The sequence below is a fragment of the Pikeienuella sp. genome, assembly GCF_046290545.1.
Lineage (GTDB): Bacteria > Pseudomonadota > Alphaproteobacteria > Rhodobacterales > Rhodobacteraceae > Pikeienuella.
On record NZ_JBKAGV010000002.1, the window covers coordinates 29,893 to 44,434 of the forward strand.

Below are 14,542 nucleotides of genomic sequence, written 5' to 3' on the forward strand. Positions count from 1 at the left end.
GCCCCAGCCTTCAGCACTGGATGCGGACGCAGCGGACGAGTTCGAACGGGATGTCGTAACCGTCCCAGACGAAATCGAAATCGAGCGCGGCGCCGACCGGAGCCCAGCGCGAGACGCCATAGGGGCCGAGCGCGGCGGCGGCCGCCCGGACCGCCTCCGGCGCGAAGCCGAAATGCGTGATGGTCTGGTCGTGCGGGCGGACGAGCGGGGGCAGCGCCTCAAGCCCCGGGATGAAGGCGAGGCGCAGATAGCCGCCGCCGACACGGCTCTCCCGCCGCGCCGCCTCACGGTCCACCACCGCGGTCACGATCGGGTCCGCCCAGTCCACCTTTTCAGCCTCGCCAGCGGCGGCGGCGGAGAAGGCGGAGACCATCTTGCGGATCGCATGGCCGGTTTCGACGGCATAGCCGCGCGCCGCCGCCGCGCCGGAGAGCGCGGCCATCAACGCTTCCGCGGCTTCGAGATGCGCTGCCCGCTCCCCGACGATGTAGATGTTATGGGGGGAGGCGCAGGCCATCTGGTCGAAGACGAAGACATCGTTCCTGAGCCGCGCCGCCAGCGCGTCCCGCCCCGGCGCGTCGAGCGCGGCGAGCGCGGCGCCATCGAGCACGGAAAACGAGAACCGGTCTCCGAAGGACAGGGACTTGCCGCCATCCCGGAGCGGAAGCGACGCAAAGGTCGCCACCTTGGCCGAGCCGCCCCAGACGAGCCGCACGTCCGACAGGGCGGAGATCGCGGCGCCGAGATCGGAGCCCGAAGGATAGGTGAGGAAAAGCTGGGAGCCCTCGCCTTCCTCCGCCAGCGCATCGAGGAAGAGGTCGAGCACGCGGCGCATCTCCCCGCTCATCTCCGCCGGCAGCCGCACGACATTCGCGGCGCCCACGAGATAGGCGAGCGCCCAGGAATAGAGAAACACGGTCTCCACATTCTGGGGCGGCAGGTGGAAGGCGAGGCCGCGCGGGCGCGCCTGCACGTCCGGCGCGAGCCGCGCCATGAAGCCCTTCTCAAGCGCGGCGAGGGCGGCGGCGCGGGTCCAGAAGCCGAAATGCGTCACCGCGGGGGAGAAGCCGCCGCCCCTGAGGATCCGCTCCGCGACGCCGGCCACGAGCGCCTTGCGCGCCGGCGAGAAGGGCGCGGCGAGACGGAGCCGCCCCGCCTCCAGCCGCTCGGCCAGCGCCTCGCGGGACAGCGCGCCGCCGCCCGGCCCGAAGATCTCGATCCCGTCGCTCACGCCGCGACGCTCGCCGCGACGACGTCGCTGCACCCGCGGAGTTCCGTCTTCGGCGCCCGCCCGATGATGCGCAGCGCCTTGCCGAGCCGGCCGCCCGCGCCCGCATCCACCGTCTCGATCACGCCGATATCCTCCGTCAGCACGGAATGGCCGGGATAGGAGGTCGGCAGCAGCGAAAGCGTCTGGATCACGCCCTCCTCCCCGATCTCCGCCGGCTCCCATGTGCCGGGGCGGCGCACGATCACGTCCGTGAAGTTCGGCGGGTAGAGCAACCCGTCCTCCCCTTCGAGGAAGACGGAGCCGATCTGCTCCACGAAGCCGTAGAAGTTGTAGATGCGCGTGATCCCGAAACGCCGGCCGAGCGCCGCACGGAATTCCGGGTTCGAGACCTTCTCGGATTCGAGCTTCTTCCAGCCGCCGGAATGGACGAGCACCGCGTTGGAGAGGTCGATCTCCCCGTCCGCGAAGGCCTGATAGAGCTTGGACCAGACGAGGAAGGTGAAGCCGAAGATCAGGAAGGGCGCGCCGCCGTTCGCCGCCGCGAAGCGGCGGATCGCGTCGAGATCGGGCTCCAGCGCGGCGTCGAGCGCGAAGACGGTCTTCGCCCCGAACTTCATCATGCCGAGCACGCCGGCCCCGCGCGCCGTCAGCCCCGTCTCCACCAGGACGCTCTTCGAATCGATGGCGAGGAAGGGGAGCCGCCGCTCCCCGAGCACATGCCGGAAGGTCGCCACCAGAGCCGCCGATTGCCGCCCCGCCGTCTCGTCATCCACCACGATCCGGCTCGGCACCTGCCCCGTCGTCCCGCTCGACCGCATGACGATGGCGCGGGAGGTGGAGGAGGCGAGCTCCTGCTCCTTGAAGATCGTGACGGGGAGGAACGGAAAATCCGCCAGCCGCTCCCACCGCCTGAGCCCGCCCCATGCGGCGTCGACGATCCGCGCGTAGCCGGGGCAATTGGCGTAGTGCCGCGCCGCGAGGTCGTTCATCGCGCCGAGCATCATCTCCTCCTTCTCCGCCTGCTTCAGGGAGAAGGGCGCGCGGGCGAGAAGCTCCTCAAACATCGGCTTCGGCCTTCAGCCGCGCATAATCCACCTTGCCGCTCGGCTTGAGCGGCAGGGCGGGCAGCGCCCGGAGCCGGAAGCTGGCGGCGGGGACGCCGTATTCGGCGGCGAGGCGCTTCGCCTGCGCCTTCAGCGGCTCCTCGAAGCCTTCCTCGTGGAACACGATCACGCTCTCCCCCTTCTCCAGGGCGGCGACGAGGCAGGGCGGCTCCAGTTGCCGCTCGATCTCGTCGAGGCTGAGCCGGAGCCCGGCGACCTTGGCGAAGCGCTGGCTGCGCCCCGTGAGGTGAAGATAGCCCTCTTCGTCGAGGAATCCGAGATCGCCGGTGAGCAGCCGCCCGCCCTGCTCGTCCCCCCGGTCGAGGTCTGCGCGCGTTTCGGCGTAGCCGAGCATCACGTTCGGCCCTTCGTAGGCCACCGCGCCGGCCTCGCCGGGCGGCAGGTCCGCGCCCGCTTCGTCGAGGATCGAGAGCCGCCCGCCGGGAAGCGCCGGGCCGACCGAGCCCGGCTTCTCCGCCAGCCGCTCCGCCGGCAGCGTCGTCATCCGGGGCGCCGCCTCCGTCTGCCCGTACATGACGAAGAACCTTCCGCCGCGGGCGGAAACCTCGTCCGCCACCTTGGCGAGGAACCGTCGGTCGAGCGCGCCGCCCGCCTGGGTGAAGGTCCGCACCGAAGGCGGAACGGCGGCGAGCCCGAACCGCGCCAGCACCGTGTAGTGGAAGGGCACGCCCGGAAAATGCGTGCCCCCCGCCGCCGCGACCGCCGGCCAGAACTCGGGCGAGACGAGCGACCCCGAAGTCATCCAGACCGCGGCGCCGGCGACGAGATGCGAGGTGACGACGGAGAGCCCGTAGGAATAATGCGGCGCGAGATGGCCGACGCCGACATCGCTCTCCTCGATGGAGAGCGCCGCGCCGATCTGCCGCGCATTGGCGGCAAGCGCTTCGGCGGCCAGCCGCACGAACTTCGCGCTGCCGGTCGTGCCGGAGGTCGAGAGGAGCACGGACGCGGCGCCGCGGATCGGCGCGCCGCCCTCCCGCCGCGCCAGCGCCATGCCGGGGGCCGCTTCGCCTTCGGGCGAAGGGGAGAGCGCGAAATCCGGCCTGTAGGCGCCTTCCAGCCGGGCCAGCTTCGCCGGGTCCAGCCCCGGATCGGCGAGGGCGACCGCATGGCCCGCCGCCAGCGCGCCGAGAAGGCCGATGACGGCCCCCGCCCCGTTCGGCGCGAGGAGGAGCACGAGCCGCTTTCCCTCCCCCGGCTCCATCCGGGCCGCGAGCGACAGCGCCGCCTCCCGCAACTCTCCGCGCGTGAGCCGGAGCCCCGTATCGTCCCCGAGCGCCCGCGCGCCCTCCCGTTCGGGAAGGAGGGGGAGGAGGCCGCCGCAGCTCGGGTCCGCCGCCGCCATCGGCTCAGATGACCATGCCGCCGTCGACGCCGATCACCTGCCCCGTGACGTAGCGGGAAAGATCGGAGGCGAGGAAGAGGACGACATCGGCCACATCCTCCGGCGTGCCCGCCCGGCCGAGGCCGACCCGCGCCAGGGTCTCCGCCCGCACCGCGTCGCCCAGCGCGGCGGTCATCTCCGTCTCGATGAAGCCGGGCGCGACCGCGTTCACGCGCACGTTCTTCGGCGCCAGCTCCTTCGCCGCGCCGAGCGTCGCGCCGATCAGCCCGGCCTTGGCGGCGGCGTAGGCCACCTGCCCGGCCTGCCCGCGGACGCCGATGATGGAGGAGATGTTGACGATGCTGCCCCCCGTCCGCGCCATCAGCCGCGCGACGGCCTGCGTCAGGTGGATCGCGCCGAGGAGGTTGACGCGCATCGTCTCCTCGATGTCGGCGTCCTTCGTCATGCCCAGCATGCCCGCGCGCATCACGCCGGCGTTGTTCACCAGGATGTCGAGCCGCTTGTGCGTGGAAAAGACCTGCTTCGCGAGCGACCGGGCGAAATCCGCCTCCCCGATATCGTCCTCGATCGCCGTCGGCGCCGGCCCGCCCGCCGCCGCGACCGCGCCGAGCGCCGCCTCGTCGACCCGCCGCGCCGTCATCACGACATGCGCGCCCGCGCCGGCCAGACGGGCGGCTATGGCGAGGCCGATGCCGCGCGAGGCGCCGGTGACGAGCGCGACGCGGCCTTCGAGATCAGGCCGCGGCATATTTTTCCATCATGGCGACCGCCTTCTCGAAGTCGCTCATGGCGAGGATGTCGTCAGTCTCCATCATGATGTCGAACTCCGCCTCCAGCGCGGCGACGAGCATCATGTGGCCGATCGACGTCCAGGGTTCGTAGTCGCGATAGACGAGCGTAGCCGTATCGATGTCGGCCGGCACGTCAAACGCTTCCTCGAAGGCCTTCAGAACCCGTTCGCGCATCGCCATTTCCTTTCGAGTCGAAGCCCGCGCCCAAGACGCCGGCGACGCTGGCGCCCGAACATTTCAGGACGATGAACGCACGGCCGCGTCTGGGCTTCATATCCGCGTCGAAGCGGCGCGCCTCGTGAAATCATACCGGCCCCCGGCAGTCAAGAATCCGCGCCGGAGCCTGTCGCCGGCCCGGATTCCTCGAGGATCAGCTTGCCCCAGCGGCCCGTCCGGATGTCTTTCTCGATCACGCGCGCAGGATTGCCGGAAACGATGGAGTTGGCCGGCACGTCGCGCATCACAACGCTCGCCGCCGCGACGATGCAATTGTCCCCGATCGTCACGCCGGGGAAGATGAAGCTGCGCGCGCCGATCTGGCATTCCCGGCCGATCACGGTGTCCCGGTGCATGCCGCGAACATAATCGTGGGTCAGGATCACCGCGCCGAAACTGATGGCGGTATGGTCCCCGATGCGGACCCCGCGGGGATAGGTCGTGTCCAGCTTGGCGGAGAAGGAGATCATGCAGTCCTTCCCGATATGCATGCCCCAGAGGTTCCGCAGGATCCACACGCGCGCATACATGAAGGCGGGCCGGAGCTCCTTCTTGATCCGCGCGAGGAAGCCGCGCCTTACATTGTCCCCCACGACGTCACGCCCTCCCCTCGCCTCCGGTGAAACCGCGCTCGCGGTAGCACGAACCCCCCTCGCGGGCAAACGCCGCGGCGCGTCGCCCCCTTCCGCGGGCGGGCGCGCCGGGCCATATGCGCGGCATGTCGGAGAACGAAGCGGACGAGACGGAGCGGGCGGAAATCCGCGCGGCGGTGGTCGCCGCCGCGCAGCGCTATTTCGCGGACCGGCGCGCGCGGGTCGATCCCTTCGTCGACCGCTGGTTCACCTTGCGCGGCTCGCTCCGGCTTCATCGCGCCGCCTTCGGATGGGACATCGCGCGCGCGCCGGCCAACATCGCCCTCGCCCCCGTCCATGTCGGCGCCCGGCTCGCCGCCGCAGGGGCCCGCGCCGCCGGGCGGCGGCGGACGGCGGAGTGGCTCGGCGCGCGGCAGGTGATGCTGGAGACGGACGTGATGCGCCGCGTCCGGGCGCTGATCCTCGCCGAGCTTCTCGAACTGCCCGCCGGCGCCGCGGGCGGCGGGGACGCGCTGGCGGAGACCATCGCCCGCGACCCCTCGGTGCGCCGGCTCCTCGCCGCGGGCGGCGCGCCCACGGCGAAGCTCGACACCATCCTCGCCGCCTATGCCGGGACGCGCTCAGCCGTTGCGGAGATGACGACGGCGCTGGCCACGCTCGGCGCCGGCGCGGCCGCCCTTCATCAGCTGACGCCCGGCGCGCTGACCCTCGGGCCCGCCGTCGCCGCGGCGATGGCGCAGAGCGCGGCGATTTCCGCCTTTCCGCTCGGCGCGGCGGCGGGCTCGGTCTGGTACGGGTTCATGCCCGCCGCCGCCTCCCCCGCACTGGTGGCGGGCACGACGGCGGGGCTGATGGGCGGAGCCGCGGTCTTCGCCGCCTTCGCCGGGGTGCTGGCGGACCCGGCGCAGCGCGCGCTCGGCCTCCATCGCCGCAGGCTTCTTCGCCTGATCGACGCGATGGAGCAGGAATTCGTAGAGGGGCGCGGGGGCGGCTTCGCCGCGAGAGAGCACTACGTCGCGAGACTCTTCGATCTTGTCGACGCCGGAATGGGAGCCATGCGGCTCTGACCCGTTCTGCGTCGCGGGCCTCCGAGGCGGCCCGCAACCGTCTGTCTCAACCGACCAGTTCGAGGCCGGAGAAGAAATAGGCGATCTCCTCCGCCGCCGTCTCCGGCGCGTCGGAGCCGTGGACGGAATTCTCCCCGATCGAGAGGGCGAATTCCTTGCGGATCGTGCCCTCGTCGGCCTGGGCCGGGTTCGTCGCGCCCATCACCTCGCGGTTCTTCGCCACCGCGTCCTCGCCCTCCAGAACCTGCGCGACGATGGGGGCGGAGGACATGAAGGTGCAGAGCTCGTCATAGAACGGCCGCGCGGCGTGGACCTTGTAGAACTCGCCGGCCTGCGCCTTCGTCAGGTGGATGCGCTTCTGCGCGATGATGCGGAGGCCTGCGGCCTCCAGCTTCGCGTTGATCGCGCCGGTGAGGTTGCGCGCGGTCGCGTCCGGCTTGATGATGGAGAACGTGCGCTGGATCGCCATGGGGAATCTGTCCTTCGTTGGGGCTGGGCCCGGGTTCGTTTCGGCGCGTCGCCTATCATGGGAGGCCCCTCCGTGAAAGCGCATTTCGAGATGTTCGCCGCCTACAACGCATGGGCGAATCGCCGCCTCTGCGACGCGGCGGCGGGGATGGAGGATGCGGCGCGGAAGGCGCCGGCCGGCGCCTTCTTCGGCTCGCTGCACAACACCCTCAATCACCTTCTGGTCGCGGACCGGATCTGGATGAACCGCTTCAACGGGGAGGGCGAGACGCATCAGCGGCTCGACGAGTTTCCCTTCGCCGAATTCGGCGCGCTCCGCACGGCGCGGGAGGCGATGGACGGGCGGATCGTCCGCTTCGTCGCCGGGCTTTCGGATGACGATCTCGCGCGGACCTTCACCTATGTCCGCGTCACCTCGCCGGAGCCGGTCACGCAGGCGCTCGCCCCGGCGCTCGCCCATGTCTTCAACCACCAGACGCATCACCGCGGCCAGTGCCATCAGATGCTGACCGCGGCGGGGCGCGAGGCTCCGCCGCTCGATCTCCTCTTCTGGCAGCGCGAGGCGGCGTGAGCAGCCCGGCGATTCTCGAAGCCGCGCTCTACGCCGAGGACCTCGAGGCGGCGGAGGCGTTCTATTCCGGCGTTCTCGGGCTCGAAGTCGTTCTCAGGAAAGACGGGGCCCATGTCTTCTTCCGCTGCGCCGGCGCGATCCTCCTCGTCTTCGACCCGCGCGCGACGGAGGGTCAGGGGGGCGGCGCGCTGCCAGTTCCGCCGCATGGCGCGCGCGGGGCGGGGCATCTCTGCCTCGCGGCGACGGCGGAGGAAATCGACGGCTGGCGCCTGCGGCTCGAAGCGGCCGAAATCGCCATCGAGGCGGATTTCCGGTGGCCGAACGGCGCCCGGTCGCTCTACGTTCGCGACCCGGCGGGCAATTCGCTGGAATTCGCCGAACCGCGGCTGTGGTTCGACGGAAAAGACTAGAAACGACGGGAACGACAAGGGGAAACGCATGGATCTCGGGATTTCCGGCCGCAAGGCCATTGTCTGCGCCTCGAATCGCGGGCTCGGCCGCGCCTGCGCGGAGGCGCTGGCGGAGAACGGCGTCGAGGTCGTGGTGAACGGGATCGACGCCGCGCGGCTGGCGGAGACGGCGCGCCAGATCGCGGAGAAGACCGGCGCGAAGGTCACGCCCGTCGCCGGGGACGTCTCGGACCGGAAGGTGCAGGAGGCGCTGCTCGCGGCCTGCCCGGAGCCCGACATCCTCGTGAACAACAACGGCGGCCCGCCGCTCCGCGATTTCCGGCAGGTGGACCGCGAGGCGCTGCTCGAAGGCGTGACGCAGAATTTCGCGACGCCGCTGGAGATGATCCAGCATGTGATCGACGGGATGTGCGAGCGGAAGTTCGGGCGGATCGTCAACATCACCTCGGCCTCCGTCGTCATGCCGATCTTCGGGCTCGACCTTTCCTCCGGCGCGCGGGCGGGGCTCACCTCCTTTCTCGCGGGGGTCTGCCGCTCCGTCGCGGCGCATAACGTGACGATCAACTCGATCCAGCCCGGCTTCTTCGACACGGACCGGCTGCGCGGCGGCCTCGTCAAGCAGTCCGAGATGACGGGAACGCCCATCGCGGAGATCGAGGCCGCCCGCGCCGCGACGGTGCCCGCGAGGCGGTTCGGCCAGCCGGAAGAATTCGGGCAGACTTGCGCCTTCCTCTGCTCGGTCCATGCCGGTTACATCACCGGCAAGGGCGTCCTGATGGATGGCGGCCTGCACAACGCGGCCTTCTGAGGAGAGAGCGATGGCCAAGGGTTACCTGATCGCCCGCGTCAAGGTCACCGACCCGGAGCAATACGCCAAGTATCGCTCCGTGAGCGGGGACGCGATCGGCGCCTTCGACGGGAAGTTCATCGTCCGCGCCGGACGGAGCGAAGTGGTGGAGGGGGAGCCGGACGGGCTCCGCCTCGTCGTCGCGGAATTCCCCTCCTACGAGGCCGCGCTCGAATGCTACCACTCTGACGTCTACCAGGCGGCGAAGAAGCTGCGCGACGGCGCCGGGGAGGCGCAGTTCACGATCATCGAGGGCTACGATCCGTGAAGGGCGCCGCCGTCGTCGTCGGCGCGGGGGACGCGACGGGGGCGGCGGTCGCCCGCCGCTTCGCCGCGGGCGGCTATGTCGCCTGCCCCGTGCGGCGGCGGGCGGAGGCGCTTGAGCCGCTCCGGGCGGAGATCGAGGCGGCGGGCGGCGCCTGCCGGCCCTTCGGCGCCGATGCGCGGAACGAGGGGGCGATGGCAGACCTCTTCGAGACGGTGGAGCGGGAGGTCGGGCCCGTGGAGATCTGCGTCTTCAACATCGGGGCCAATGCGCGCTTCCCCTTCCTTGAGCTGGAGGAGCGGAAGTTTCGCAAGATCTGGGAGATGGCGGCCTATGCCGGCTATCTCGTCTGCCGGCAGGCCGCGCTCCGCATGGCTCCGCGCGGGCGCGGCACGATCATTCTCACCGGCGCTTCGGCGAGCGTGAAGGGCTATGCGCACGGGGCCGCCTTCGCCTCCGCCAAGTTCGCGCTCCGCGGCATGGCGCAATCCATGGCGCGCGAGCTCGGGCCGACGGGAATCCACGTCGCCCATGTCGTGATCGACGGGGCCATCGACACCGCCTTCATCCGGGAGATGTTCCCGGAGCGATACGCGCTCAAGGATCAGGGCGGCCTCCTCTCGCCCGAGGACATCGCGGAAACCTACTGGATGCTCCACAACCAGCCCCGCACCGCCTGGACGCACGAAATGGACCTTCGCCCCGCCATCGAGAGTTTCTGACATGAAGATCGAGTTCTTCTTCGATTTCGGCAGCCCCGCCGCCTACCTCGCCTGGACCCAGCTTCACCGGCTGGAGGAAGCCGGGGAGGTGACGCTCCGGCCCTTCCTCCTCGGCGGCGTCTTCAAGGCGACGGGCAACGCCTCCCCCGTCATGATTCCCGCCAAGGGCAAGTGGATGACGGACGACATGCGCCGCTGGGCGAAGCGCTACGGCGTCCCGCTCCGCTTCGCGGAGGGGTTCCCGCTCAACACGATCCTGCCGATGCGCGCCGCCGCCGCGCTGGAAGGGGATGAACGCTTCCCCGCCTATGTGAAGGCCGTCTACGAGGCGATGTTCGGAAGGGGGGAGGCGATCTCCGACCCGAACGTGATCTCCCCCGCGCTCGAAGGCGCGGGGCTCGACAGCCGCGCGATCCTCAGCCTCGCGGAGGATCAGGCGGTGAAGGACCGGCTGAAGGCCAACACCGAGGAGGCGGTGGCGCGCGGGGCCTTCGGCGCGCCGACCTTCTTCGTCGGCGACCGGATGCATTTCGGGAACGACCGAGTGGACTGGGTGATCGAGGACGCGAAGGGGTGAAGCTGAGCCTGCCGCCCCCTCCTGCCGGATCGGCTGCGGCGAAGCTGCTCGCGCCACTCGTCTCGTCATACTGCCTTCTGCCGCACCCGGGCGTTGTCCATGCGGTGGACGGACCAGTTCTACCCTCGATCCGTGACCACCGGCGGCGGGGCCAGATAGAGACGAAGGGTGAGATGCGGCTCGTGCTCGACAGCAACACAACGCCCCGCTGGTCGCTCCTCTGGACCCATGGCATCCTCCGTTCGGCTCATCCGACCGGATGGACAGTTGCCCATGTCTGGACCGCCGCGAAGGACCCGGACGCATATTGCCGCCTGGCCAACCTCGTTCTCATGCCCGAATGGCTCGCCAGCTTCTCGGACAAGGACGGCCCACTGGCCGGTTCGCTGCGCTATCACGCCTTCGAAACCTATGGCTGGGCTCCTGCGGGAGTAAAGCAACCGGGGCGCCCAGAAGGATACGAGCGCATCCGATGGGCATACCTTGAGCCGCAAGATAGCCCGCTCGATCTGGTGAGGAACCGGCTGTCCCAACTTGACAACGCCCTCGCGCGTACGCTGCGCGAGGTCTTGGCGGAGCCAGCGCAGGGGTCGGCTGACCCTACCGCAGCAGCCGCCGCAGCCGGTCCGTCGCCCATTCCATCCCCAGCACCACGACGAAGATCGCGAGGATGATGGTCGACGCCTTCTCGTACTGGAAGAGGTCGAAGGCCGTCTTCAGCTCCTGCCCGATCCCCCCCGCGCCGACGAGGCCGAGGACGACGGAGGAGCGCACGGCCTTTTCCAGCGCGAAGAGCGTCGTCGCGATGATGGAGGGCATGGCGTCGGGGAGCACTGCGCCCATCAGCACCCCGAAGCGGGAGGCGCCGAAGGCGGTCAGCGCCTCGCGCGGCTCCTCTTCCGCATCCTCCATCGCCTCGGCGTAGAAGCGGCCGCAGAAGCCGAGCGTGTCCATCATGATCGTCATCGTCCCCGCCACGGCGCCGAGGCCGATGGCCGAGACGAAGATCAGCGCCCAGACGAGATCGGGCACCGTGCGGGCGAAGGAGACCACCGCCTTGAAAAGGAAGGCGAAGGGGCCGAAGGGCGTCACCCCGCGGGCGGAGGCGTAGGCGAAGGGGAAGGAGAGGATCACGCCGAAAAGCGTACCGATCAGCGCGATCTGGAGCGTCTCGACGATGCGGAGGCCGATCCGGGCGAGAAATTCCGGGTCGAGATCGGGCGGCAGCATCCGGGAGACGAGACGCGCCATGCGCGGGCCGCCCTCCGCCAGCCGCTGCGGCGAGGGCGAGACATCCCCCAGCGAGGCGATCACCAGCGCCGCCGCGGCGACGAGGAGGACGAAGCTCAGGGGCGAGAGCCCCGCGAAACGGCCCGGCGGGGCGGGAAAGCGCCGCTCAGCCATCGAACACCGCTTCGAGCTCGCCCGGCCGCACCTCCGGCGCGCGGCGGTCCAGCACGATGCGCCCGCCCTTCAGCGCCACCACCCGGTCGGCATAGGCGAGCGCGTCCGCCATGTCGTGCGTCGTGAAGAGGAGCGCGACGCCGCGCTTCGCGACGATGCGGGAGAAGAGGGACATCACCTCCCGCCCCGCCGCCGGGTCGAGGCTCGCGGTCGGCTCGTCCGCGATCACGAGGCGGGGGCGGCGGACGAGGGCCCGCGCGATGGCGACGCGCTGCGCCTGCCCGCCGGATAGCCGGTCGGCCCGGTCCGCCGCCCGGTCCGCGAGGCCGACTTCCGCGAGCGCCTCCATCGCCTCTTCCCGCCACGCCTCGGGCGCGAGCATGGCGGACCAGGCGCGCCAGGCGCCGGGGCGGTGGAGAAGGCCGTGGAGGACGTTTGAAAGCACCGTGCGGCGCTTCACGAGGGCGTGGCGCTGGAAGACATATCCCGTCTCCCCCCGCACCGCCGCCCGCGCCCCGCTTCCCGCGAGATCGCGGCCGAGCGCTTCCACCCTGCCGGCGGTGATCGGCGCGAGGCCGACGACCGCGTTGAGAAGGCTGGTCTTGCCCGCCCCGTTCGGCCCGATCAGCGCCACCCGCTCCGCAGCGCCGACGGTGAGATCGAGCCCGTCAAGAACGCGCCGCCCCCCGCGGGAGAGGGCGATTCCGGTCAGGCGACAGGCCGCCGCGGCTTCGGCCGCGACGGCGCGGGGTTCGTCGAGCGCCAAGCTCAGTCGCCGACGAAGGCGTTCGTGTCCACGCCGATGGTCCGGTACATCGACCGGACATAGTCGTAATCGGCGTCGTCGATCTCGGTGAGGAAGAACCCGCCCTTGAACTTCTGGTTGTCCTCACCCTTCAGCACGGCGTCGAGCAGGCGCCGGCCTTCGTCGGCGAAGGCGGCCTTCACCTTGGCGAGCGCCTCCGGGTCCACGTCTTTCCGGGCGACGAGGATGTCGTTCGGCAGGTCGCGCCCGCGGGCGAGGACGGTGAAGGCGACATCCGGGAACTTCTCCCGGATCGCGTTCAGGTGGCCGAAATTCATGCCGATGGCCTGCACGTCCCCGCGGATCAGCGCCTCGACCGCGACGTTGCGGTTGAGGATCTGGGGCTGGTAATCCTCCCCGAGCTTCAGGCCGAGATCGGTCAGCGCCTGCGCGGGCCCGAGATGCTGGGACGTGGAGCCGACGGAGCCGAAGGTCACGATCCCGCCCTTGAGCTCCTCGAGCGTCTTCACAGGACCGCCCGCGAGCGTGACGACCTGCGCGAAATAGTCCGGCCGCTGCCAGCCGACGACGATGATCGGGTCCGACAGCTCCTTCATCACGACGTATTCGGCCGGGCCGGTCAGCACGAAATCGACCTGGCCTGCATTCATCGCCTCGACCGCGGCGGTGCGGGAGGAGACGGCGAAGAGCTCGAACTCGAGGCCGGTGATCGCCTCCATCTCGGCTTCGAAGGCGCCGAATTCCTGCGTGAGCTGCTCCATCCCCTCGATATCGGTGACGGCGAAGCGCAGCGGCTCGGCGGCGGCGGCGAAGGCGAAGAGCGCGACGGCTGCGGCGGCGGCGTGTTTGAGCATGGACCGGCCTTTCTTGCGGGCGTGACATGAATGACGCATTCCGCCGATAGACCCGTCACGCGACATCGCGGCGACGGGATTGTTGCGGTTGTGCGACAGAGGGACGGACAGATGGACTGGATGCTGACGGGCGGGCGGGTTCTGGGCGAAGCCGGGCTGGAGGCGCGGCCCCTTGCGCTCGCGGGCGGGCGCATCGCCGAGGCCGCGGCGCCCGGCGCCCGCGCCTTCGACGCGGCGGGGCTCGTCCTCGTCCCCGGCATCGTGGACGCGCATGGCGACGGGTTCGAGCGCAACCTCTCCCCCCGCCCCGGCGTGCTATTCGACGTGGAGACCGCGCTGATCGAGACGGACCGCCAATGCGCCGCGAACGGCATCACCACCGCCTATCTCGCTCTGACGATTTCCTGGGAGCCCGGCCTCCGCAGCCTCGAGACGGCGCGCGACGTGATCGGGGCGCTCGAACGGCTCCGCCCCGCGCTCCTGACCGATCTCCGCGTGCAGATCCGCTGGGAGGTGATGGCGCTCGACGCGGCGGAGCAGGTGGAGGCGTGGCTCGAACTCGACCCGACGCCCGCCATCGCCTTCAACGACCATTTCACCGGCATGGTGAAGGCCCCGGCCCCGGACGCGCCGGAATTCGAGGCGCGGATGGGCCGCGATATCCCGAAATACGCGGCGCGTGCCGGCATGTCGGTGGAGGCCTACATGGCGCTCGTCGCCCGGATCGAGGCGCGGATGGCGGAGAGCCCCGCCATCGTCGCGCGCATCGCCGCCCGCGCGGCCGAACTCGGCGTCCCCCGCCTCGCCCATGACGAGAAGACGCATGCGGAGCGCGCGCGCCACCGCGCGCTCGGGATCGGGGTCAGCGAGTTTCCGCTGACGCGGGAGGCGGCGGCGGAGGCCGTCTCCGCCGGGGAGCCGACCGTGCTCGGCGCGCCGAACGTGCTGCGCGGCGGCAGCCATATCGGCGCGCTCGGGGCGGAGGAGGCGGCGAAGGCGGGGCTCTGCTCCGCCCTCGCCTCGGACTATTTCTACCCCGCTCCACTCCTCGCCGCCTCCCGCCTTGCGGGGCCGGACCTGTGCGGCCTCGGCTCCGCCTGGGCGCTCGTCTCGTCCGGGCCGGCGAATGCGCTCGGGCTGACCGACCGGGGCCGCCTCGCGCCGGGGCTGCGGGGGGATGTGCTGGCGCTTTCCTTCGCAGGCGGGCGGGCGCGGGTGGAGGCGGCGTTCTCCGCCGGAAATCTCGTCTATGCCGCAGGATTCGCGCGCGCAGGGGGCTGATTTCCGCGCG

Annotated in this window: 18 protein-coding genes; 8 read left to right on the plus strand and 10 right to left on the minus strand. The window is 70.7% G+C overall.

What is annotated here, in order from left to right; genetic code table 11:
• Positions 1-10 precede the first annotated feature (10 nt).
• From ACE37J_RS00530 to ACE37J_RS00555, 6 genes are all read right to left on the minus strand, one after another.
• Positions 11-1,264: an acyl-CoA reductase gene (locus ACE37J_RS00530; protein WP_409705357.1), complete on the minus strand. Its 1,254-nt coding sequence runs from the start codon at positions 1,262-1,264 to the stop codon at positions 11-13.
• The gene (locus tag ACE37J_RS00535) at positions 1,228-2,295 is read right to left on the minus strand and encodes an acyl-protein synthetase (RefSeq protein WP_409705360.1); all 1,068 of its coding nucleotides are present in this window, start codon (positions 2,293-2,295) and stop codon (positions 1,228-1,230) included. Before ACE37J_RS00535 ends, ACE37J_RS00530 begins: the two co-directional genes overlap by 37 nt.
• Positions 2,288-3,700 (minus strand): AMP-binding protein, encoded by a 1,413-nt coding sequence (locus ACE37J_RS00540; protein ID WP_409705363.1) that lies wholly within the window; start codon positions 3,698-3,700, stop codon positions 2,288-2,290. Before ACE37J_RS00540 ends, ACE37J_RS00535 begins: the two co-directional genes overlap by 8 nt.
• 4 nt (positions 3,701-3,704) lie before the next feature.
• Entirely contained in the window at positions 3,705-4,448 is a 744-nt protein-coding gene (locus tag ACE37J_RS00545) for a glucose 1-dehydrogenase (RefSeq protein ID WP_409705366.1), read from the minus strand.
• On the minus strand, positions 4,435-4,665 hold the full coding sequence (locus tag ACE37J_RS00550; protein ID WP_409705369.1) for a hypothetical protein: 231 nt from the start codon (positions 4,663-4,665) through the stop codon (positions 4,435-4,437). The genes ACE37J_RS00545 and ACE37J_RS00550 overlap by 14 nt, the downstream gene beginning before the upstream one ends.
• Before the next feature lie 149 nt (positions 4,666-4,814).
• The gene (locus ACE37J_RS00555) at positions 4,815-5,300 is read right to left on the minus strand and encodes an acyltransferase (protein WP_409705372.1); all 486 of its coding nucleotides are present in this window, start codon (positions 5,298-5,300) and stop codon (positions 4,815-4,817) included.
• A gap of 125 nt (positions 5,301-5,425) precedes the next feature.
• Between ACE37J_RS00555 and ACE37J_RS00560 the strand changes: the two genes are divergently transcribed.
• On the plus strand, positions 5,426-6,367 hold the full coding sequence (locus ACE37J_RS00560; protein ID WP_409705375.1) for a DUF6635 family protein: 942 nt from the start codon (positions 5,426-5,428) through the stop codon (positions 6,365-6,367).
• Positions 6,368-6,413: 46 nt separating this feature from the next.
• Here ACE37J_RS00560 and ndk read toward each other — a convergent pair whose 3' ends face one another.
• Positions 6,414-6,836 carry a nucleoside-diphosphate kinase gene (gene ndk, locus ACE37J_RS00565; RefSeq protein ID WP_409705378.1) on the minus strand — a complete coding sequence of 141 codons (423 nt, stop codon included), beginning with the start codon at positions 6,834-6,836 and terminating at the stop codon, positions 6,414-6,416.
• A 72-nt stretch (positions 6,837-6,908) separates the two neighbouring features.
• On the opposite strand from ndk, the gene ACE37J_RS00570 reads away from it, so the two are divergent.
• From ACE37J_RS00570 to ACE37J_RS00595, 6 genes are read left to right on the plus strand one after another with little or no spacing between them, the layout of a single operon-like run.
• Positions 6,909-7,406: a DinB family protein gene (locus tag ACE37J_RS00570; RefSeq protein ID WP_409705381.1), complete on the plus strand. Its 498-nt coding sequence runs from the start codon at positions 6,909-6,911 to the stop codon at positions 7,404-7,406.
• Positions 7,403-7,816, plus strand: a complete 414-nt coding sequence (locus ACE37J_RS00575) for a VOC family protein (protein WP_409705384.1) — start codon at positions 7,403-7,405, stop codon at positions 7,814-7,816. The genes ACE37J_RS00570 and ACE37J_RS00575 overlap by 4 nt, the downstream gene beginning before the upstream one ends.
• Positions 7,817-7,844: 28 nt before the next feature.
• Positions 7,845-8,624 (plus strand): SDR family oxidoreductase, encoded by a 780-nt coding sequence (locus ACE37J_RS00580; RefSeq protein WP_409705388.1) that lies wholly within the window; start codon positions 7,845-7,847, stop codon positions 8,622-8,624.
• 10 nt (positions 8,625-8,634) lie between these two features.
• The gene (locus tag ACE37J_RS00585; protein WP_409705391.1) at positions 8,635-8,931 is read left to right on the plus strand and encodes a DUF1330 domain-containing protein; all 297 of its coding nucleotides are present in this window, start codon (positions 8,635-8,637) and stop codon (positions 8,929-8,931) included.
• Positions 8,928-9,650, plus strand: coding sequence for an SDR family oxidoreductase (locus ACE37J_RS00590; RefSeq protein ID WP_409705394.1), 723 nt, complete (start codon positions 8,928-8,930; stop codon positions 9,648-9,650). The genes ACE37J_RS00585 and ACE37J_RS00590 overlap by 4 nt, the downstream gene beginning before the upstream one ends.
• A 1-nt stretch (position 9,651) precedes the next feature.
• Positions 9,652-10,227 (plus strand): 2-hydroxychromene-2-carboxylate isomerase, encoded by a 576-nt coding sequence (locus tag ACE37J_RS00595; protein WP_409705397.1) that lies wholly within the window; start codon positions 9,652-9,654, stop codon positions 10,225-10,227.
• Between the two features lie 600 nt (positions 10,228-10,827).
• On the opposite strand, the gene phnE is transcribed toward ACE37J_RS00595, so the two are convergent.
• The 3 genes from phnE to ACE37J_RS00610 are packed head-to-tail and all read right to left on the minus strand — an operon-like array spanning position 10,828 to position 13,251.
• A complete protein-coding gene (gene phnE / locus ACE37J_RS00600) occupies positions 10,828-11,631 on the minus strand; it encodes a phosphonate ABC transporter, permease protein PhnE (RefSeq protein ID WP_409705400.1) in 804 nt (267 codons plus the stop codon).
• Entirely contained in the window at positions 11,624-12,397 is a 774-nt protein-coding gene (locus ACE37J_RS00605) for a phosphonate ABC transporter ATP-binding protein (protein WP_409705403.1), read from the minus strand. The genes phnE and ACE37J_RS00605 overlap by 8 nt, the downstream gene beginning before the upstream one ends.
• A gap of 2 nt (positions 12,398-12,399) precedes the next feature.
• Complete coding sequence (locus tag ACE37J_RS00610; protein WP_409705406.1) at positions 12,400-13,251, minus strand: PhnD/SsuA/transferrin family substrate-binding protein; 852 nt, start codon at positions 13,249-13,251, stop codon at positions 12,400-12,402.
• Between the two features lie 111 nt (positions 13,252-13,362).
• On the opposite strand from ACE37J_RS00610, the gene ACE37J_RS00615 reads away from it, so the two are divergent.
• Entirely contained in the window at positions 13,363-14,532 is a 1,170-nt protein-coding gene (locus ACE37J_RS00615) for an alpha-D-ribose 1-methylphosphonate 5-triphosphate diphosphatase (protein WP_409705409.1), read from the plus strand.
• Positions 14,533-14,542 lie beyond the last annotated feature (10 nt).